The organism is Micromonospora sp. NPDC005171, from assembly GCF_040608575.1.
Taxonomy (GTDB): Bacteria; Actinomycetota; Actinomycetes; order Mycobacteriales; family Micromonosporaceae; genus Micromonospora.
This window is the reverse complement of sequence record NZ_JBEXIM010000048.1, coordinates 1-20860: the sequence shown is the minus strand read 5'-3', so window position 1 is coordinate 20860 and position 20860 is coordinate 1. Positions and strand designations below refer to the sequence as shown.

The 20860-nt window shown below is 69.0% G+C and carries 17 protein-coding genes and 4 pseudogenes; 16 read left to right on the top strand and 5 right to left on the bottom strand.

All coding sequences use genetic code 11. From position 1 onward, the window contains the following. The 11 genes from ABZU74_RS30750 to ABZU74_RS30700 all read left to right on the top strand — a co-directional run bounded on the left by ABZU74_RS30750 (position 1) and on the right by ABZU74_RS30700 (position 10605). On the top strand, positions 1-1281 hold the full coding sequence (locus ABZU74_RS30750; protein ID WP_355431224.1) for an MCE family protein: 1281 nt from the start codon (positions 1-3) through the stop codon (positions 1279-1281). Next, positions 1278-2309 carry an MCE family protein gene (locus ABZU74_RS30745; RefSeq protein ID WP_355431222.1) on the top strand — a complete coding sequence of 344 codons (1032 nt, stop codon included), beginning with the start codon at positions 1278-1280 and terminating at the stop codon, positions 2307-2309. The genes ABZU74_RS30750 and ABZU74_RS30745 overlap by 4 nt, the downstream gene beginning before the upstream one ends. Beyond that, entirely contained in the window at positions 2306-3286 is a 981-nt protein-coding gene (locus tag ABZU74_RS30740; protein WP_355431219.1) for an MCE family protein, read from the top strand. The genes ABZU74_RS30745 and ABZU74_RS30740 overlap by 4 nt, the downstream gene beginning before the upstream one ends. Next, the gene (locus ABZU74_RS30735) at positions 3286-4536 is read left to right on the top strand and encodes an MCE family protein (RefSeq protein ID WP_355431216.1); all 1251 of its coding nucleotides are present in this window, start codon (positions 3286-3288) and stop codon (positions 4534-4536) included. Before ABZU74_RS30740 ends, ABZU74_RS30735 begins: the two co-directional genes overlap by 1 nt. After that, on the top strand, positions 4533-5963 hold the full coding sequence (locus tag ABZU74_RS30730) for an MCE family protein (protein ID WP_355431214.1): 1431 nt from the start codon (positions 4533-4535) through the stop codon (positions 5961-5963). Before ABZU74_RS30735 ends, ABZU74_RS30730 begins: the two co-directional genes overlap by 4 nt. Then, positions 5960-7216 carry an MCE family protein gene (locus ABZU74_RS30725; protein ID WP_355431211.1) on the top strand — a complete coding sequence of 419 codons (1257 nt, stop codon included), beginning with the start codon at positions 5960-5962 and terminating at the stop codon, positions 7214-7216. The genes ABZU74_RS30730 and ABZU74_RS30725 overlap by 4 nt, the downstream gene beginning before the upstream one ends. After that, positions 7213-7995, top strand: coding sequence for a hypothetical protein (locus tag ABZU74_RS30720; protein WP_355431208.1), 783 nt, complete (start codon positions 7213-7215; stop codon positions 7993-7995). The genes ABZU74_RS30725 and ABZU74_RS30720 overlap by 4 nt, the downstream gene beginning before the upstream one ends. Before the next feature lie 14 nt (positions 7996-8009). Next, positions 8010-8537, top strand: coding sequence for a hypothetical protein (locus ABZU74_RS30715; protein WP_355431205.1), 528 nt, complete (start codon positions 8010-8012; stop codon positions 8535-8537). Between the two features lie 490 nt (positions 8538-9027). Next, a complete protein-coding gene (locus ABZU74_RS30710) occupies positions 9028-9432 on the top strand; it encodes a hypothetical protein (protein WP_355431202.1) in 405 nt (134 codons plus the stop codon). 128 nt (positions 9433-9560) lie between these two features. Beyond that, a complete protein-coding gene (locus tag ABZU74_RS30705) occupies positions 9561-9827 on the top strand; it encodes a zinc-binding dehydrogenase (RefSeq protein WP_355431199.1) in 267 nt (88 codons plus the stop codon). Positions 9828-9918: 91 nt separating this feature from the next. Continuing rightward, entirely contained in the window at positions 9919-10605 is a 687-nt protein-coding gene (locus ABZU74_RS30700; RefSeq protein ID WP_355431196.1) for an SDR family oxidoreductase, read from the top strand. Positions 10606-11533: 928 nt separating this feature from the next. On the opposite strand, the gene ABZU74_RS30695 is transcribed toward ABZU74_RS30700, so the two are convergent. The 3 genes from ABZU74_RS30695 to ABZU74_RS30685 form a co-directional block, all read right to left on the bottom strand. Further along, a complete protein-coding gene (locus ABZU74_RS30695; protein WP_355431192.1) occupies positions 11534-11833 on the bottom strand; it encodes a hypothetical protein in 300 nt (99 codons plus the stop codon). Positions 11834-11907: 74 nt separating this feature from the next. Then, positions 11908-14427: a S8 family serine peptidase gene (locus ABZU74_RS30690; protein ID WP_355431190.1), complete on the bottom strand. Its 2520-nt coding sequence runs from the start codon at positions 14425-14427 to the stop codon at positions 11908-11910. Positions 14428-14538: 111 nt separating this feature from the next. After that, entirely contained in the window at positions 14539-14814 is a 276-nt protein-coding gene (locus ABZU74_RS30685) for a MauE/DoxX family redox-associated membrane protein (protein ID WP_355431187.1), read from the bottom strand. A 254-nt stretch (positions 14815-15068) separates the two neighbouring features. Here ABZU74_RS30685 and ABZU74_RS30680 point away from each other — a divergent pair. From ABZU74_RS30680 to ABZU74_RS30660, 5 genes and pseudogenes are all read left to right on the top strand, one after another. Next, positions 15069-15215: pseudogene (locus ABZU74_RS30680) on the top strand (IS256 family transposase); the annotation flags it as partial. Between the two features lie 204 nt (positions 15216-15419). Continuing rightward, positions 15420-15605: pseudogene (locus tag ABZU74_RS30675) on the top strand (ISL3 family transposase); the annotation flags it as partial. 251 nt (positions 15606-15856) lie between these two features. Beyond that, a complete protein-coding gene (locus ABZU74_RS30670; protein WP_355431184.1) occupies positions 15857-16810 on the top strand; it encodes an ISL3 family transposase in 954 nt (317 codons plus the stop codon). Positions 16811-17075: 265 nt separating this feature from the next. Continuing rightward, positions 17076-19352, top strand: coding sequence for a hypothetical protein (locus ABZU74_RS30665; protein WP_355431182.1), 2277 nt, complete (start codon positions 17076-17078; stop codon positions 19350-19352). A gap of 67 nt (positions 19353-19419) precedes the next feature. Then, positions 19420-19917, top strand: a complete 498-nt coding sequence (locus tag ABZU74_RS30660) for a hypothetical protein (protein WP_355431179.1) — start codon at positions 19420-19422, stop codon at positions 19915-19917. Positions 19918-20293: 376 nt separating this feature from the next. Here the strand turns inward: ABZU74_RS30660 and ABZU74_RS30655 are convergent. Both ABZU74_RS30655 and ABZU74_RS30650 read right to left on the bottom strand, forming a co-directional pair. Continuing rightward, positions 20294-20452, bottom strand: a pseudogene (locus ABZU74_RS30655) (site-specific integrase); the annotation flags it as partial. A gap of 322 nt (positions 20453-20774) precedes the next feature. Next, positions 20775-20860, bottom strand: a pseudogene (locus ABZU74_RS30650) (IS5/IS1182 family transposase); the annotation flags it as partial.

Sequence of the window (20860 nt, the reverse complement as noted above, 5' to 3'; positions counted from 1 at the left end):
ATGAGACATCGCATCCTCGGCATCGTGTTCATCGCCGTGCTGACCGCGGCGTTGACCGCCTCGGTGCTCGAATACCGCAAGGCGTTCACGCCGGTCACCCGGGTCACCCTGGAGGCCAGCCGGTCCGGCCTGCAGCTCAGTCCGGGCGCCGACGTCAAGGTCCGCGGGGTCGTCGTCGGCGACGTGCGCTCGGTCGACAGCACCGGAGCGGGCGCGACCATCCGGTTGGCCCTGGACCCGGCCATGACGCCGCGGATCCCCGCCGACGTCAGCGCGCGGCTGCTGCCCAAGACGCTCTTCGGCGAGCGGTACGTCGAGCTCGTGCCGGCCGGCGGCAGCGGCGAACCGATCCGTGTCGGCGCGGTCATCCCCCAGGACCGCAGCCACACCGCCGTCGAGCTGGAACGCGTCCTCGACGAGGCGCTGCCACTGCTCCAGGCGGTGCGGCCCGAGCAGCTCGCCGCGACGCTGGGCGCGATCGCCACCGCCCTCGACGGACGCGGCGAGCAGCTCGGCGCGAACATCGAGCGGCTCGGTGCGTACCTGCGGCAGCTGAACCCGGCGATGCCGGCCATCGCCGAGGACGTCCGCAAGCTCGCCGTCGTGCTGGACAGCTACGACGCCGCCCTGCCCGACCTGCTCGCCCTGCTGCGGGACGTCACCGTCACCGCCCGCACCGTCACCGACCAACGTGCACAGCTGGCCGCGTTCCTCGCCGACACCACCGACACCGCCGACGCCACCCGCGGCTTCCTCGACCGGCACGGCGACCAGATCATCGAGCTCGGCCAGGTGAGCCGCCCGGTGCTGGAACTGCTCGCCACGTACGCCCCCGAGTACCCGTGCCTGATGAGCGGCCTGGTCGCCCTGCAACCCCAGGTCGAGCGGGTCTTCGCCGGCGGACGGATGCACGTCACCCTGGAGGTCACCCGCGACGGCGGCAAGTACGAGAAGGGCCGCGACGAGCCCGTCTACGGCGCGCACGACGGGCCGCAGTGCCGGGGCCTGCCCCAACCGGGGCGGCCGGCGCCCAGCGTGCCGGTCGCCGACGGTTACGACCACGGCGGCGCTCGCCCGCACACCCCCTTGCCGGTCGGTCAGGCGGCGGCCGCGCCCGCCGCCGGTTCCCCGGCGATGGGCCAGGCCGCCACCGGCGAGGAGCGCGCGCTGGTCAAGCCGCTGGTCGGCGCCGTCACCGGCGTCCTGCCCGCGGAGGTCCCCGACATCGCGGTCCTGCTCTGGGGGCCGTTGCTGAGAGGAGGGGTGGTGAACGCGCGATGAGCAACAGAGCGATGGCACCCCTGCTGAAGCTGATGGCCTTCGCCGCGGTGACCCTGCTGCTGACGGCGCTGCTCGCGCAGACCCTCGGCGCCTTCCCATCGGGTGGGGTCACCTACCGGGCCCGGTTCACCGACGTCACCGGCCTGCTCCCAGGCGACGACGTCCGCGTGGCCGGTGTGCAGGTCGGCCGGGTCCGCGACATCACGGTCGTCGACGACACACTCGCCGAGGTGGCCTTCACGGTCACCGCCGACATCCCGGTGGCCACCAGCGTCCGCGCCAAGATCCGCTACCGCAACCTGGTGGGCCAGCGGTACGTGGCGCTGAGCGAGGGGCCGGGGGAGGGGCGTCCACTGCGGCCCGACGGCCTCATCCCGCTCGGCCAGACGACACCGGCCCTGGACCTCACGGTGTTGTTCAACGGGTTCCGGCCCCTGTTCACGGCGCTCAGTCCCGAGGACGTCAACAAACTCGCCTACGAAATCATCCAGGTGCTCCAGGGCGAGGGCGGCACCGTCAGCAGCCTGCTGCAACGCACCGCGTCGCTGACCAACACCCTCGCCGACCGGGACGCCGTCATCGGGCGGGTCATCACCAACCTCAACGGCGTCCTCGGCACGCTGGCCGACCGCGACCAGAACCTGGACCAGAGCATCAACCAGCTCCAGCAGTTCGTCTCCGGGCTGTCGGCCGACCGCGCGGCCATCGGCGAGTCACTGGTCAGCATCGGTGAGCTCACCACCGCCACGTCGTCGCTGCTGCGCGAGGTACGACCACCGCTCGCCGCGGACGTCCGCGCCCTGGACGAGCTCTCCGGCACCCTCAACCGCAACGCGGCCGTCATCGACGGCACCCTCGGACGGCTGCCGCAGCGGTACGAGTCCCTGACCCGCGTCGCGTCCTACGGCTCCTGGTTCAACTTCTACCTGTGCGACTTCGACGGCAACCTGGCGGTGTCGGGCCGGGCACCGATCGACCTGCCCACCTTCAGCGCCCCGGCCGCCCGATGCGCCGGAGGCAGCCAGTGACACCGTTTCGGGAACGCAATCCGGTGGTCGTCGGCACGCTCGGCCTGGCGCTGATCGTCGCTGTGCTGCTCGGTGCCTTCCAGCTCGACCGGCTGGCCGACCTCACCGGACGCGGCTACGAGGCGGCCTTCCACGACGCCAGCGGCCTCGTCACCGGCAACGAGGTGCGGGTCGCCGGGGTGCGGGTCGGCAAGGTGACCGCCGTGGAACTCGCCCGCAACGGCGCGCCGTACGTGCGGGTCGGGTTCCGCGTGGACGACGACGCCGTCCGGCTCGGCACCGACACCGGCGCCACGATCAGGATCAAGACGGTGCTCGGCCAGAAGTACCTGGCCCTCTCACCGGCCGGACCGGGCCGGCTGCCCGAGGGCGGGCAGATCCCCCTCGCCCGCACCGCCGCGCCGTTCGACGTGGTGCAGGCGGTCACCGGGCTCGCCGACACCCTCGACAAGGTCGACACCGACCAGCTCGCCGCCGCCTTCACCACCCTGTCCGAGACCTTCGCCGACACCCCCGCGAGCGTAGACGCCTCCCTGGTCGGCCTCTCCCGGCTCTCCCGGACCGTCGCCGGACGCGACGCCGAACTGCGGACGCTGCTCGACCGCGCCCGTCAGGTGACCGCCGTGCTCGCCACCCGGGACGAGGAGTTCCGCGCACTGGTCACCGACGGTGAGGCACTGCTCGGCGAGGTGAGCCGGCGTCGGGACGCCATCCACAAGCTGCTCGTCGGCACCGACGACCTCGCCACCCAGCTGTCCGGCCTGGTCAACGACAACCGCGCCCAGCTCGCTCCCGCGCTGCACAAGCTGCGGGAGGTCGTCGCCATCCTGCAACGCAACCGGGACGACCTGGAGAAGACCATCCAGCGGATGGGGCCGTTCGTCACCGCGTTCGCCAACGTGGTGGGCAACGGCCGCTGGTTCGACTCGTACGTCTCCGGTCTGCTCCAGCCGTACCAGCCCACGGGAGGCCGCTGATGCCCACTCCCATCCAGCGGTGGCGCCGGCCGGTCGCCGTCACCACCGTCCTGTTGGTAGCCGTCGCCGCCGGCGTGATCCTTCTCCGCGACGGCACACCCCCACGGCGGGTCGTCGCCCACTTCATCCGCGCCGTCGGCGTGTACCCCGGATCGGACGTCCGGGTGCTCGGCGTCCGCGTCGGCGAGGTGGTCGCGGTGACCCCGCAGGGGCGCACCGTCCAGGTGTCCATGTCCTACGACCCGGGGATCGCCGTTCCCGCCGATGCCCAGGCGCTCATCGTGCCGCCCAGCGTCGTCAGCGACCGCTACGTCCAGCTCACTCCCGCCTACGCCGGGGGCGCCGCGCTCGCCGACGGCGCCGAGATACCGCTGGAGCGGACCGCCGCTCCGATGGAGATCGACGACATCTATCAGGCGCTCAACGACTTCAACCGCACCCTGGGCCCCCAGGGCGCCAACCGCGACGGCGCACTGTCCGACCTCGTCGCCACCGGCCGCGCCAACCTGGAGGGCAACGGCCAGCACCTCCACGACACCCTCAACGGCCTGTCCCAGGCACTGGCCACCCTCTCCGACGGGCGGCAGGACCTCTTCGGGTCGGTCGTCAACCTCCAGCGCTTCACCACCGCGCTCGCCCGCAGCGACCGGGAGGTGCGCGCCTTCAACCAGCAGTTGGCCGACGTCGCCCAGCAACTGGCCGGGGAGCGCGACGAACTGGCCGCCGCGCTGCGCAACCTCTCCACCGCGCTGGCCGACGTGACCACGTTCGTCCGACAGAACCGCGACGCGTTGACCTCCAACGTCGCCGCGCTGGCGGACATCACCGGAATCCTCGTCCGCCAGCAACAGGCCGTCATCGACATCCTCGACGTCGCCCCGCTCGCCCTGGGCAACCTCAACCTGGCGTACAACCCCCGGTCGGGCACCCTGGACACCCGGGACAACGTGATGGGTCCCTATGACCCCGCCGGTTTCGCCTGCTCACTGATCGCCGATGAGCTCCCCACGGCGCAGGTGCCCGCCAAGTGCCGGGCACTCGCGCAGACCCTGCACTCCCGTGGGCTGCCCATGACCGACCAGCTCCGCAAACTCCTCAAGCTGCCGCCCGGCGCCCCGGCGACCGGCGGGTCCTCACCGGGGAAGCCTCCCCTCAGTTCCCCCGGTGCGCCGATCCCCGACCAGGCGCCGGGCGGCTCCGGCATCACCAGCGACCCCACCCTCGGCGGCATCCTGCGGGGTGTGTCATGAGGACCCGTGCCCTGCGGACCCTGGCGTACGCGATCGTGGTGGTGATGCTGCCGGCCGGGTGCGGCCTGCCCGACCTCGCCGACCTGCCGCTGCCCGGCGGCGCCCCAAAGGGCGACGGGTACGCCGTCACCGCCGAGTTCAGTGACGTGCTCGACCTGGTGCCGCAGGCCGCCGTCAAGGTCGATGACGTGACGGTCGGCAGCGTGGAGAAGATCTCCCTGGCTGGCTGGACCGCCCGGGTCACCCTGCGCCTCGGCGCGGACGTACGCCTGCCGTCCAACGCGACGGCCGCGGTCCGGCAGAGCAGCCTGCTGGGCGAGAAGTACGTGACGGTCGCGTCGCCACCCACCGGCGCCTCCTCCAATCGACTCACCGAGGGTGACCTCATACCGCTGTCGCGGACCGCTCGCGGCACCGAGGTGGAGGAGGTCCTCGCCGCGCTGGGGCTGCTGCTCAACGGCGGCGGTCTGGCGCAGCTGAGGACCATCAACCAGGAGCTCGGCGCCGCACTCGAGGGGCGGGAGCCCGCCGTCCGGGACACGCTGGACCAGCTGGACACGTTCATCGGGGGTCTCGACAAGCAGAAGGCCGACCTGGTCCGCGCCCTCGACGCCCTGGACCGGCTCAGCGGCCGGCTCGATCGCCAGAAGCAGGTGCTCGGCGAGGCCGTGGACTCCCTTGCCCCGGGCCTGACCGTGCTGGCCGGGCAGCGCGCCCAACTGACCCAGGCGCTGACCGCTCTGGACCGGTTGGGTGACGTCGGCACCCGGGTGGTCAACAGCAGCCGCGACGACACGCTGGCCGACGTGCGGGCGCTGCAACCGATCCTGGAGCAGCTCACACGTGCCGGGGACGACCTGCCCAAGTCGCTGGACTTCATGCTGTCGTTCCCGTTCCCACCCAATGTCACCGGCGCGATCGTCGGCGACTTCGTCAACCTCTCCATCACCGCCGACCTCGACTCGGCGTCCATCCTGGCGAACCTGGTCGCCGCTGCCCCCGCCGCTGCCCCCGCCGCGCCGGCCCGTCCGCAGACGCCGGCAAAGGGCGCCACCCCCGGCCGGGCACCGGCGGCCGGTGGCGGCGCACCGACCGTGCCGCGGCCCGGCGGCGGGTCCCGCCCGCTACCTGACCTGCCGATCCTGAAGTGCCTACCTGACCCGCTCAACTTCCCCGCGACCTGGACGCCGCCGAAGGACTGTCAGCTGCCGGAGGGCTGTGTCCTGCTCAAGCCCGGCTCGAAGGTGCCCATCGGCGGGCTGATCCTGCCGAAGGGCCTCGTGCCACCGGGCACGGTCTTTCCCGTCGGGACCGAACTGCCCTCCGGCACGGTCCTGACGGCACAGTGCATCCTGCCGCTGACCGGCGCGGTGATCGGACAGACCGGCACCCTGCCGGACCTGCTGTCCGGGGGGTTGACGCCATGATCGGACGTACCGCGAAGATTCAGGTGCTGGCGTTCCTGCTGGTGAGCGTGCTCGGCGTCAGCTACGTCGGCGTCCGCTACGTCGGGCTGGGCGACCGGCTGCTCGGCGGAAGCTACGTCGTCCACCTGGACCTCGCCCGCGCCGGCGGCATCTTCCCCAACGCCCCGGTCACCTACCGCGGCGTGCCCGTCGGCCGGGTCGCCGCGGTCGCCCTGCGCGGTGACGGGGTCCGGGCCAACCTGCGGTTGCAGCGCGACGTCCGGGTACCCGACGACCTGCGGGCCGTGGTGGCGCACCGCTCCGCCGTCGGCGAGCAGTACGTGGACCTGCGTCCGGAGCGCGACAGCGGTCCCTACCTCACCGACGGCGCGGTGATCCCGGTCGAGCGGACCGGTGTCCCGCTCGCGCCGGAGGTCCTGCTCAGTAACCTCGACGCCCTGGTGCGCTCCGTCGGTCCGGAGGACCTCCGCGTCCTGATCACCGAACTCGGCGCCGCGTTCGAGGGCAACGAGCTGGCCCTGGCCCGGATCCTGAACGACGGGGACGCGTTACTGACCGATGCGACCACCCGCCTGCCGGAAACACTCGCGCTGATCAACGACGGACGAACCGTGCTCACCACCCAGGCCGAGTCGGCCCAGGCGCTGCGCCGGTGGGCGGCGGGCCTGGCCCAGCTGGCGGCCACCGTCCGCGACGCCGACCCCGACCTGCGGCGGCTGCTCGCCGCCGGGCCGCCCGCCGGCCGGGAACTGGTCGCGTTGCTGCGGGGGCTGGAACCGACGGTCGGCACGCTGCTCGGCAACCTGGTGACCGTCAACGGCATCGCCGCCCGGCGGCTGCCCGGCATCGAGCAACTGCTGGTGGTGTACCCGATCGCCGTCGCCGGCGGCTTCACCGTCACCCCGGGCGACGGCACCGCCCACCTCGGCCTGGTCCTCAACGTCGACGATCCGCCCTCCTGCGTATACGGGGGCGGCCGAACGACCTGCGACGCGGGGGAGCAGGCGGCCGGCGCCAGCGTGCGCGGCGCCGCCAACGCCCCCCGACCGGGCGGCCGGGAACCGGCTCCCGACCCGGGGTCGCCCGGCGGCGCTCCGGCCGGCGGGGCCGAGCCCGGCGGGTACGACCCGGTGACCGGCCTGGTACTCGGCGCAGACGGCCGGCCGTTGCAGTTCGGCGGGACCGGTGGCCAGTCCCGGACAGCCGGAGACCAGTCGTGGAAGCAGTTGCTGCTGGCCGGGGTGACGCCGTGAGCGACGCGAAGAAGGAGGCGCAGATGCGGGCCCGGAGGGACCACACGCTGAAAGTCATCAAGGGAGCGAAGCCCGGGGTCCCCGGCCGCGCGTCGCAGCGCCGGATCGTGCCCCGCCAGCTCCCCCGACCGGTCGAACCGATCGAGGACCTGCTGAAGCGGCTCGACCAGGAGCCGGTCGAGGACTTGGCGGATGCCGCGGACCCGGCGAGCGGAGACGATCCCGCGAGCGCGGACAGCTCGCCGGAGGACGCCTCCGATGCCCGCCGAACGGGCGAGCGCGCCACGTCGACCACCCGGCGACGGTCGCTGGTCGTCCTGCTCGTGGCCGTGCTCGCCGCCACGGTCGCCGCCGGCGGGGTGACTGGGCACCGCTGGTACGTCGACCGGGCGACGGACCAGGCCCGACAGCAGGCCCTCGCCGCCGCCAAACAGGCCAGCGTCAACTTCGTCTCGGTCAGCGCGGCCAGCGTCGACCGGGACATCCAGCGGATCACCGCCGGAGCCACCGGCGACTTCAAGGACGAGTTCACCCGAGGCCAGTCGCAGGTCCGCTCCGCGGTCGTGGAGAACAAGGTCGACTCGCGCGGAACGGTGCTACGGGCCGGGCTGGTCTCCGGAGATCGCCGTCGAGCGGTTGTACTGGTCGCCGTCGACGCCACCGTCAAGAACGTCAAGGCACCCGAGGGGCGGCCGTCGCACTACCGGATTCAGCTGGACATCGTCCACGACAAGGCATCCGGGCGGTGGCTCGTGACACGGCTGCAGTTCGTCGGATGAAAGAGGGAGGACACGTGCGTACCCTGGTCCGATTCCCGCGGCGGCCGCGCGTTCCCCGGCTGCGTACCGCCCGGATCCGGCTCGTCCCGGCCCTGGTCGTCGCGATCGTCCTCACGGCCGCCGTCGCCGGCGCCGGCTGGTGGGGCGATCACCGCGCCGGGCAGCGAGACAGCGCCGTACGCCAGGCCCTGGCCACCGCGCCCGCCGCTGCCAAGGCAATCTTCTCCTACGACTACCGGACGTTCGACGAGAGCGTCGCCAACGGCCGCACCTTCGCCACCGGGCAGTTCGGCAAGGAGTACGAGCAGACCACGGCGGCGTTGAAGCAGACCGCGGCCAGCCAGCAGGCAATCGTGGCAGCCGAGGTGTCCGCGACGGGCGTGGTGACCGCGACCGCCGAACGGGTCGAGTTGCTCGTCTACCTCAACCAGTACCGGCGCAACGTGAACACCGCAGGCGAGAAGGTCGACCAGAACCGGGTGGTGCTCACCCTGGTCCCAGTGAACGGGGAGTGGAAGGTGTCCCGGGCAACTGCCATCTGACTTGGCTGTTCCTACCCGGGGACAGTCAGGCTCCTGCACGTGATTGACGTGCAGGGCAGCGGAGACGGCGAGCGGCTTCGTCGTATCAAGGCGGTCACCGACGCCGCGCTGTTCCCAGCTCGACGTCAAGGACCTACTGGACCGTGAGGGCGACCGACTGGTCCAGCAGTCCCTCCGCAAGACGCTCTGGACCAAGTTCAAGATCCGCGACAACGACGTTTGGTTGACCCAACCACCACGGTCGGTCCTGGCCCCGTCGGCAGCCGTTGGCGTCCACTTCGACCAGCACGCCTCCGCTTCCGCCGACCCGCACCATCGTGGCGGGTCCGTCGAGCGAGCCCGGTACGCCGGCTGGCCGTCGATGGTCGTGTTCGGTGCCGGAGCGAGCTTCTCCTTCTCCGTCCGGTCCTCCAGCACAGCGGTCGATGCCGGCGCTGTCGGATGACCCCTGAACGCGGCCTGGCTGCTACGCGACATTCCCGGGCCATACGTGCCCGGCCAGGACGTGGCGGGCACCGTGGACGAGATCGGCCCTGGGACGGTCACCGACCTGGCCTACGGCGACCCGGTAATAGCGATGGTCCTGCCGTTCCTGCCCCGCCCCGACGGCACCGCCGACTACTTCGGCGGCGGGTACGCCAAGCACGTCGTGCTACCCGCCGGCTCGGTGACCCGGGCACCGAGGGACGTCGATCACGCGACGGCTTCGGCTCTGCCGCTGAACGGGCTGATCGCCCTGCTCAATCTCGACCAGCTCGCTCTGGAGCCAGGTGCGGTCCTGGCCGTGACCGGGGCAGCCGGTGCCGTCGGGCGGTTATGTGGTGCAGATGGCCGCGGCGGCCGGCCTCGTCGTGATCGCCGACGCTGCCCCCGCCGACGAGACCATGGTGCGTAAGGCGGGCGCAGCCAAGATCGTCGCCCGCGGCGATGACGTCGCCCGGCGGATCCGCGCCATCCAACCCGCCGGTGTGGACGCGCTCGTTGACGCCGCGCTGGTCGGCCCCCAGGTGGTGGACGCCGTCCGTGACGGCGGCAGCCTTGCCCCTGCTGCCCGGCAATGGCGAACCCGGCGCGTACGCCGCCGGCGCCGGACGTGGCAGCACGGTGCGGACCCCGTTCGTGCCCGACTACGCCGGCCGCGCCGACCGACTGGCAAGAATCCGCCGCCTGACCGAGCATGGCGTCCTGCTTCCGCGCGTCGCGCGGACCCTTGCCCCGGCCGATGCGCCCGAGGCGCATCGGCTGCTCGAAGCCGGCGGCATCCGCGGCCGGCTGGTTCTCACCTTTTGATCACCAAAGATCCATAGAGGAGTGTCATGTCCGAACGTTTCGCAGGCAAAGCCATTCTGATCACTGGAGCCACCTCCGGCATGGCCGCGCCGTGGCCGAGCGGGTCGCCGCCGAGGGTGCAAAGGTCGTTCTGGCCGCCTGGGGCAAGGAGGCTGGCGACGAGCTGGCCTCACGCCTGCCCCACGCGATCTTCGTGCCCACCGACGTCACGGTGGAGGCCGAGGTGGCCGCCGCCGTGCGGCAGGCGGTCGAGCGCTACGGCCGTCTCGACGGCGCCTTCAACAACGTCGGCGCAGCGACCGCCATGGGGCCGGTCACCGACCTCAGCGGTGAGGCATGGGACGGCGAGTTGGCCCTCAACCTCAGCAGCGTGTTTTACAGCCTCAAGCACGAGATTCCCGCGCTGGAGGCTTCTGGTGGAGGCGCCATCGTGAACAACGCGTCGGTCTCCGGCGTGGTGGGGCAGGCCCGCATGGCCGCCTACACGACCGCCAAGCACGGCGTGGTTGGCTTGACCCGCTCGGTCGCGCTCGACATCGCCGCCCGCGGTATCCGGGTGAACGCCCTGGTCACCAACGGGGTCGACACGCCACTGCTGCGCCGCAACATGGGCGACTCGGCGGAGGAGGCAATCGAGGCAGCCATGGCCATGCACCCGATCGGCCGGATCGGCGAGCCAGAGGAGGTCGCCGCCTGCGCCGCGTTCCTGCTCAGTGACGACGCCTCGTTCATCACCGGGGCCGCCCTCGCAGTCGACGGCGGGTTCACCGCCGCCTGACAAACGGCTGCTTGAGAAGGTCCGTAAAGGTGCTTCGCGCTGTCCGTGACTGGCGGCACTACGCGACCAACCCGTCGAGGCTGAGACCGTCGATCGGACGGGCTCGGCGTTGCGATACCGTCATGGTGCCCACTCCGGCGTCGAGTAATCCGCGTCCGTCGGCTGTCCATGGTCCGCAGGGCGGCCCACCAACGCAGGGAGAACCCGATGCCAGAGTCTGAGCCCGTCCAGGACGACCACGCGGCGGATGCCGAGTCCTCAACCACCGCCGAGGCCGACCAGCCTGCCGTTCACGAAAATCGGGCTGCCCGGCGCGCGAAGGGCAAGGTCGCCTCGCCTCAACCTCCTGGGAAGGGTCAGCATTTCGGCGGCCGAGGCTCGGTCCAGAGCCCGCGCCAGTGGGGCAACCGTCGAAGCGGCTGATCCGTTGGCGGGGCCGTTGTCAGAACCCATCACTGATCAACACAGCCGCAGAGCAACAACAGCACTGATCATGCAGTTGAGGTGCAACTCGCCCCACCGACCCGTACCCCCCATGCCTTGCGGACACGGGTCGCGATGGAGGGGGCACGCCGTTCTCTTGGTGGCGGGAGGCGCCGATGTAGGGCTACGCGCGCGGTTGCACCCTGGCGACGTCCGGTCCGTCTGCCCCCGTTTACCCCCCGAAAACCCTACCTGTCGTTGGCAGCCAGTGACAAGAAGTGGCCGCTGCTTGATCGTGTTTGTGCAGCCCAACGCCAATTCCCGGCAATCAATGACAAGGCCGGGATGACTACGGTTGGTAACAAGGGGTCGTCGGTTCGAATCCGGCCATCCCGACAGACGAAAGCCCTGACAGCGGAAATGCTGGTCAGGGCTTTAAGTTTATCTATGGGGTTTTGAACCGCCCCCCGAAAACCCCCATTTACTGGGGTTGCAACCAGGTTTGTCATCCCTGTGCATCGTCGTCCTCCAAGCCGAAGCGTTGCATGCGGGCCGCGCCGGCTTGGTCTCCCGCGCGCTGACGCAGCCGAATCAGCATGAGGAGGCCGTCGCTGTCGCCATGGTCAGTGGCCAGTCGCGCCGCCCAGTTCGTCGCTTGGACCCGGTCGCCCTGTTCTTCAACTAGTTCGGCCAGCGATATCAACGCCGCGGTGATTCCGTGGTCGGCGGCTCTGCGGTACATGTCGGTGGCACCGACGAGGTCGGAGCTGCCCTTGCGCTTGCGCAGTGGTGGCAGCTTCGTCAACGCGGCCATGTTGGGCAAGGCCTGGCCAGCCAGGCTCAGGCGAACCTGAGCCTGGCTGGCCAGGCCACGTGCGGCTAGACGCCGCCGGACCGTGTCCCGGGCAGCGTCCGCACGGCGGTCAGCGTCACATCGCCGTCCTGGTAGGACACCCTGAACATGTGGTGGCCCGCGTTCAGGACCCGCCGTTCCGGCAGGGAACGGAAGTTGCCCTTGATCGAGTCCCCGCTCATGATCGTCAGTACCGTGCCCGGAGTGAGGGGCGCGCGAATGTCTAGGGCGAGTTCGCCGTCCAGCACCAGGTCACCCGCGGCCCGCACGCTCGTGTAGTCGTGGTCGCCGGAGATGGTGATGGCGAGGCGACCCGCTCGGCTGACGGTCACGTCGCCACCGACGTTCAGGACGTTGCCGGGCGCGACGTCGGTGAGGGTGATGGACGCGGCGGACGCCGCTTCCCCGGACGACAGACCGGGCTGCAGCACGCCGTTGTCGACGTCGATGCTGCCTGCCACGAAACCGCTGCCGCCGAGCGTGCCGCCCTTGACGTCGATCGAGCTTGCGTGCGAGCCGGTGATCGAAAGCTTACCGCCTTCAACCGTCGTGCCGCCCTCGTAGGTATCGTCGCCCGTCATGATCAGCGTCCCGGGGCCCTGCTTGGTCAGAGAAGCCGTGTAGAGGTTGTTGTTGATGTTGTTCTGAATGTAGGCCGCGCGCTCGTCCATCCATTCCTTGCGCCACTTGACGGCGTCCTCATAGGTGATCTTGTCGTACAACTCGGGATGGCCGTTAGTGATAGCTTGGATGTAAGGATCAGCCAAAATGCCCTGAAGCATGAAGGCCTGTTCGTTAAGCGTGCCGTCTGGGTTTAGTACGTTGGGGCTGAATTCACCGGCGTAGGCAATGCCCTGCTCCTTGTAGCCCGTCAGCCACTCTAGATCTTCCTTTTCCCTTTCCTTGATCGCGATCTGGCTGATGTCGTTCGACCAGACGTCCAGGGGCGCTTTATCCATGTTGTAGGTCATAGGACTCAGGAGTTGGCCGGGGCCGTACATGCCTTTGGCCAGATCGGGAATCCCCCAGCCCCAGCGTTCGTCCGGGAGACCGTCGGGAGCGGTCCAGGCAATGGATGCCCCGGAGGGGGAGGTTTGCCCGGTGCCGAGGAATCTCACACCGTCGGACATCTTGTTGTTCGCCGTGGTGAACATCAGCTCACGCACCTGCTTCGCGTCCATGTTCGGATAGCGGGAGAGCAGAACCCCCATCACCGCTGTCGCAACGGGCGTTGCCGGAGACGTGCCGCTCGAGTTTGAATAGTTAGTGTCACCACCGCTGCTCGTGGTCCGGACACTGTTTGAAGGGGTAGACACGGTCCACCATTTGGCGAGCCCCGCCTCGTTGTACCCGAACTGCTTTGTGTATTCGGGACTGGCCGCAGTGGGCGGTTGCACCCCGCCGACTGATACCCACTGCTTCTCCGCCAAGGGATTGAAGAAGGGATACGCCGGGCGGAAATACGGGTTGCTCCAGTCGTTGTTGCCGGCCGACCTTACGTTGACGGTACCGCTGTCCTTGATAGCGTCCCAGATGGCATCCATGAAGGAGCGTCCGGGGTGGCTCGGATTGTATTGAATGCCACCTTCCGAATAGCTCTTCTTGAAGAGGAAATACTGGTACTCCAGATCCTTCAGGTACTCGTTGGGGATAATGGTCGCCATTGCCGCGGCGCTGGCGCTGTCTTTGCCACGCACTTGGTAAGCGTTGGCGAGGTTGCCATTGACACCAAGGTCGTTTCCTAGACCGTCAAAGCGGGTCCTGTCAACAGTCTGGACATAAGAGCCCCAACTACTGTTGATGACCTGGGCGCCTGCGTCGACCAGGGCCTTGTTGGCGGTGTGCCAGTACACGTAATCGTGGAAGGGGCCGTGGGACTGGGTATCCGAGCCGCCGGTCATGGCGACATACATCGTCGATCCAAAGGCGATGCCGTGCTGGTCTTTGACATCGCGGATGCCGGAGGTAACCCCAAGCATGCCGGTCCCGTGCCCGTAGTCACTTGTTCTCGCCTGATCGCCCGCCACAGTGAACGGCTGGCCCGCAGTAAACGGGTTCGCCGGGGTTGCTGCGTTTCGATACCCGAAGCCGGACGTTCCGTAGACACCCTCCGCTCTCACCGGAACGATCAGCCTGGTTTGGAATGCTTCGTGTGTAGTCCTGTAGCCCGAATCCATCATGCCGAGCGTCACGCCCTGCCCGCGGTATCCTAGGGCGTAGGCGGTGGACGCGTTTACCGCGACGAGCTGCCATGGGGAATTGACTGCTGTGCCAGGAGTAGATGGATTGTGGCCGGTATAATAACCATATTCCGGCGTTTCCCAACTGGATTTAGCAGCATCTAGTTCCCCTGGACTCGTGGCGACAAAGCCGGGGTCTCCCGGGTACGCCGGCCCGCCGCCTGTATGGCCAGAGGCCGATGTCGGACCGGTTTTGGACGATGCCGAGGCGAATCCAGCCGGAAATAACGCGATGCCTGCTCCGGCAGCGAGGGTGCCTCCCAGTCGACGCAGGAACTGCCGCCGATTCACGAACCTCATGCTCATCTCCGACTCCTTCCGATGGGTTGATATCTCTAACGGACGAGGGCGGCCTGCTGCGTCCCAGCGCCATTGTCGACACGCGCTGGTCGAGACGAATGATGTGCCGTTCCGCCGCTACCAGGCGGCGGATGCCGACGGCTTTGTTCGGGATCCCGACTGCGGCGCGAGCCGAGACATGAACGTCGGGTGCCAACTGCTGATGAGGCCGGTGCCGAGGGTGGCTTCGACACCGGAAACGCTCCATGCCAGTGGCTCAACCAAGGCAGACGGCGCAAGCCGGTAACCGGCAACGGCCATTGCGAACCGACGCGGTGCGCGCACCTTTGCGGGGGCAGCCGCGATCAGAAGGAAGCCCTGCCACGTCAGAACGGCGAACTGGAACGCTCCCACGAGTAGGCCTCCCTATATGGTCACCAAATTAGACTGCGACAGAAGTCCCTCGTCAAGAGGGCAAAATCTGTCCACCAGAAGCGGTTTGAGCGACCGCCTATATCGATTCACATAACTGTTATGCGCCGGGCCGTGGGTTGCGTCCACGGAAGTCGTGTACGACTTGCCCGTGATGGGCTTGTTGCGTAGATGAGAGACGGCCACCGCGCGATCCTTCGAGACGGCAAAGTTCGAGTGAAGGAGTGTGATGCGCGATGGCCGCGTCTGAGAGTGCGAACCCTGTTGACCTGCTGTGCGAGCAGATCGCGGGCGCGTCGCCGGATCTGTTGCAGGCGATGATCAGAACGTTCGCGCAGGCGATGATGTCCGCCGAAGCCGACGCGGTCTGCGGCGCGGGTTACGCGCTCCCCGCGTACGCGGGGGTGATCCTCCCGAGCGTCATGGCGTCCAGCTCCAGCGCTGCTGCTCCTCGCGTACGCAGGGGGTGTCCCTATCGAAGTTGAGCGGGGTTCGCGGCTGAAGACGACCCGGACGTGAGGGCTCGCAGCCCATCGGTGATCATCTGAGTGTCTAATCCGGACGGTCACAAGTGAAGAGCTGCGAGCATGGTCATCGATACGACCCGGCTGCTGGGGCTGGACGGCCTGGTGGTCGAACGGGTCGAGCTGGACGCCGCGAGCGTCCCGACGGTGCACCTGGAAACCGGCGATGAGCAGGCACGATGCTGCCCGCAGTGCGGGCAGCGGGCGGCCCGGGTCAAGCAGTGGGCCACCACCCGGCCGCGGGACCTGCCGATCGGGGGCTGGCCGGTTTGGCTGCGCTGGCGTAAACGACGCTGGCACTGCGACCAGCGGGACTGCCCGCGGCGTACGTTCACCGAGCAGGTCCCCGCGGTGCCGGCCCGCGCCCGGCTGACCACCCGGTTGCGAGACGCGGCCGGGGCGGCGGTCGCCGATGCCGGCCGCACGATCGTGCAGGCCGCCCGGACCACGGCGTCTCGTGGCCGGTCGTCGCCGCGGCGTTCACCGCGCACGCGAGCAGGGTGTTGCCAACCGAGCCGCAGCCGGTCACCGTGCTGGGCATCGACGAGGTCCGCCGCGGCAAACCGCACTGGACCTGGGACGAGCAGGCCGGGTCGTGGACCACCACAACCGACCGGTGGCACGTCGGCTTCTGCGATTTGACCGGCGGCCAGGGCCTGTTGGCCCAGGTCGAGGGCCGCACGACCGCGGCCGTGACCGGCTGGCTGCTGCAGCGAACCCCCGCCTGGCGTGAGCAGATCCAGGCGGTCGCGATCGACATGTGCACCGTCTTCAAGGCCGCCATCCGCCAGGTGCTACCGCACGCGCTGCTGGTCGTCGACCACTTCCACGTCGTGCAACTAGCCAACCGGGCCGTCACCGAAGTCCGCCGCCGGGTCACCCTCACCCAGCGCGGGCGCCGCGGCCGCGGCAGCGACCCGGAATGGCGGCTACGCAACCGGCTCACCTGCTCCGCCGCCCGCATGAGCGGCCAGCACGTCGACCGCCTGGCCGTTACCCTGCAAGCGCTGCCCGCCGCGATCGGCGCCCCGATCCTCGCCGCGTGGAACGCCAAAGAGGACCTGCTCGACCTGCTCGCACTGGCGCGCACCCGACCCGACCGGGAACACGTCCACCGGCTGCTGCACCGCGTCTACACCCGCTGCGCCCCCTCCGACCTGCCCGAACTGCACCGGCTCGCCACCCCCATCGAAACCTGGTGGCCGCAGATCCACGCGTTCCTGACCACCGGCATCACCAACGCCGGCTCGGAAGGCACCAACCGCGTCATCAAGACCGTCGCCCGCGACGCCTACGGCTTCCGAACCCCGAAAATCAGCGCCTACGCACCCGCACCGCCACCACCCACCACCACCGCGGACACCTCAACCCCGCCTAACTTCGAAGATCCCCGATGGATCCCGGCCTGGAGGACAGCTACCTCGCCGTCACCGCGCGATGAGCCGGGCGAGTGACGCCTGCCGGTTCCCAACGTCTGCCTGCTGCTTAAGTTTCCGCAGGCCAGCCCACATATATTTGTAAATATATGCAGAGTATAGATGGGGCTCTATACGATCCCCCCACGTTGAACCTCTTCGACGCGGTGGGGCCGGCAGTGGCCGGCGCTGTTCTGTGGTCCGGTGCCGCCGAGCTCGATGCCAGGTTGAAAAAGGGTTCATTGGGCAACTCGCCACACACTGGGGGAACATTGTGAGACGTGGTTTACCACTACGCCGGAGAATGGCGGCCGCGCTGTCCGCGGCCGTCGTTGCTCCGATAGCCCTCCTCGGCACACCGGCGGCCGCCGCCGAGACGCCGCTCTGGCAGGTCGAGATCGCCAAGATCCCGGCCACCAGGTACCAACTCGACGCAAGGGCGTCGGTCATCGAGGGCACTGAGGCGCTGCGCCCGTATGTCGGTGACGATCTCGGTGAAAGCCGGCTCGAGCCGGTGCAGGCCGACGTCAAGAGCCGGTACTTCGACGGCGCGCGGCTCAACGGGACGGCCGACGCCGCCGCGGCGTTCGACAACCTGAAGCACCTCGAGGCCTTCCTCAAGAGCCGGATGACCGGCGCCAGCCCGCCCAGCGGCGAGGCCGAGCAGGGTCACGTCACCGCGCTGGTCAAGGCGCTTACCGGGGTCCGGCTGCTGGCCGACGCGGCGATCCAGGACGCCGAGGCGACGATCGGCCCGTTCCGCCGGGTCAGCCCGCCTCCGCCGCCCGCTCCGGCCGGCGTCGACGAGGCGTTCGCCGACCTCGAAGCGGCCAAGGGTTACCTGGCCAAGGCCGACGAGATGCTTGTCAAGGCCAACGTTCTGCCCGCCACCATCCAGGCCGAGGACGCCTGGGAGAGTGGCTTCCGGGTACTCACCCGGTTCGGCATCACGTACAAGGGTGACCACGACAACGACGGTGTGGTCGACGTGGTGGAGCTGCGCTTCGGCTCCAGCCCGCTGCTCGCCGACTCCGACGGTGACGAGCTCACCGACAAGTTCGAGATCACGGCGCTGGCCGGCTGGACCCGGCCGAACGCGTACGACACCGACAACGACACGGTGAACGACGGCGCCGAGGATCTTGACGGGGACGGGCTGACCAACCTCGAAGAGCAGCGGCTCGGCACCTCCCCGACCGAGGCGGACACCGACGGCGACGGCCTGAACGACGGCGCCGAGGTGGCCAAGGGCACCAACCCGCTGGTTCCCGACCAGCCGCGTGCCCCGCCGGTCCCCGGCGACGGCCAGCCGATCGACCCGAACCCCACGCCGATCGACACGGACGGCGACGGTGTGCGGGACCTCGCGGAAGAGGACCTCGGCTCCGACCCGACCAAGGTGGACACCGACGGCGACGGCCTCTCCGACAGTGTCGAGCTCGATTACCTGATCAGCGCGCTGAACCAGGACACCGACAACGACGGCCTGCGTGACGACTACGAAATCTCCAACGCCGAGTCGAAGGGTCTGCACCCGGGCCGCTTCGACGAGCAGATCAGCAAGTGGACGTACGTCACCGACTTCCTGCTCGGCATGTTCGCCGGCGACTTCGCCGAGAAGGACTCGATGGCCTGGCTCGCCGGCAACCTGTGTGCCAGCGCGTCCAGCGTCATCCCGGTGGTCGGCTGGATCACCGGCACCCTGGCGGACATCCGCGACACCGTCGCGGCGATCATCCACGGCGACTGGGTGAGCGTCGGTTTCAACGTTCTCGGGCTCGTCCCGTACGTCGGCGACGCGGTTGCCATCCCGGCCAAGGTCGCGAAGTTCGTCGCCAAGTACGCGCACCGGCTCATGGACGCGGCGCGCTATGTCGCCCGGTACGACAAGATCCCGGACACCGTCAAGGAGCTCACCTACGAGCTCATCATGCCGGAGGTCTACAACGCTATCGTCGCGGAGGACGCGGCAGCGGCGTTCGCCGTGACCGCCTCCGCCGTCCCCGACGGATGGATCAGCAAGAAGACCTTCGACCGGCTGCTCAACGGCAAGCGGACCGACCTCAAGCGGACCCACGAGATGATGACCGACCCGGACGCGCTGCACGTCGACGGGCCCAACCTGCGCTGGGCGTACGGCTGGCAGGACGGCGAGACGATCCTCAACGAGCTGATGGCCAGCCAGGGCAAGGTGGGCCGGTCGCAGCTGCCGCTGGCCAGGCCGGACGACGACAGGTTCAAGGGCGGCCGGGACGCCGACTTCGGCGAGGAACTCACCGACGGCTGGATCCTGCACGAGGTGAAGTCGGGCTTCGCCCAGGGCGACGACCGGATCCTGGAGCAGGTCACCCAGTGCGAGAAGGATGCCTGGTACATGAACCCCGACAACCAGGAGAAGATCAAGGCTGCCAACGCCGGCAAACCGGACATGAAGGGCAAGGGTGTCAAGGGCGTCCACTGGCACTTCGTCGGCAGCGGTAGCGGTCAGCCCAACGTGAACGACCTCGGCATGACCGAGAAGCTGTTCAACTGCCTGAAGACGAACAAGATCCCGTTCACCATCCACTTCCCGGTGGAATGATCCCAGGTGTCGCGGGGCGGGCTCCGGCCCGTCCCGCGACACGGCCTCCGATACGAAGGACTGAGAAATGAGTGCTTTCCCGCCGTTCGCGGTGCCCGGCGTCGAGCCGGCAAGCGGCACCCCGGGCCAGGGCAGCGTGGCTTACCGCGGGGACCAGCTCGCTGATCTTCCCACTGCGGCTGCTGTCCTCGACCGGTTCCCGGCCGAGCTGATCGGCCTGGCGGGCCCCGACGAGACCCGGGACGAGCACCCGATCGCCCGCGCGGACCTGGTGGCGCAGATTTACGTCTCGACCGGTGACGGCCTGCGGTGGGGCCTCGGCTTCGATGACGAGGTCGGCCATCTGGTCCAGCCGAACCTCGGGTCCATCGTCGAGGACTACCTGGAGAACGCACTCGCCGCGCAGCCCGACGTCGGGTCCGCCTACCACTACGACCGCGAGTCCTTCCAGGCCGAGACGACCCGGGTGCTCCGGGCCGACGAGATGCTGGCCCGGTGGCTCGACGCGATCCTCATCGCACACCGCGGCTACGCCCAGCAACTTGGCCGGGCTCTGCCGTACTGAACGGCGCTCACCGGCTGAAGGCCCGGGCCAGGCAGCCGGGCCGAGTCCCTCATGCCGAGGTAGTTCTTGTGTACCCGAGGGTGCTGGCGTGGCGCCGTGGAACGAGGAGAGCAGAACAGTCTTGCCGATGCATGTGGGGATCTTCGCTGGCAGCGCGAAGCCGTCCTGCTCCGGCCGGTACATCAGCATCGTCATCAGCAGGAACGCCAGTTTGGCGTCGGACAGTACGCAGATCCAACCGTTCGTGAACAATGCAGTGGGCACCACGAAGTTCGAATCGTCCGAGTTCTGCGTCCTACGCACTCTGGCACCGTAGAACTAGACCGCGGGCGGGCGCCCCCCGTCCACACCGCAACCGTCACTTGCCGAGAAGACCTCACTGGCCGAGGCTTTCGCCGAGCTTCCCCAGGGCTTCCCGGGTGGCCTTGGACGAGACGTGGCTGTAGATCTCCATCGTGATCGAGAAGTCCGCGTGCCTGAGGGTCGCCATCGTGATCCGAGGATGCACGTCCAGGTCGACCCCTAGGGAACCGCAGGGTGTCGTGCCGCTCGGCGCGCCGATCTCCGTCGCCGGGCCGAAAGATACCTACGAGAAGGTGGCGACCGCCCGCCGATGAGGCGTCGTTCGTTGGCGCCCCGCCGCCGGTTGGTAGTCACCGAGCCACCGTGGTGGCGCGCGGATCGCCGGTGGAGCACCTGCGGTTTGCCGGGCTCGCGACTGCCCTAACCTCCGCTCCGCGACGCCGCCACACGCCTCGCTCGCGCTGCCCAAATTCCGTCAGGATCATGGACCAACAGTGGCAGCTTCCATTCAAAAATCTAAAAGTTCAGTTCGATCAATCCAAAGTGAGCCATTTTCATCCTGCGTAGCGGTCGGCTTCGACGTGGTGCAGGACGAGGATGGCCTGCACGATCGCGGTCGCTCGGCGTGGGCAGCAGCGCA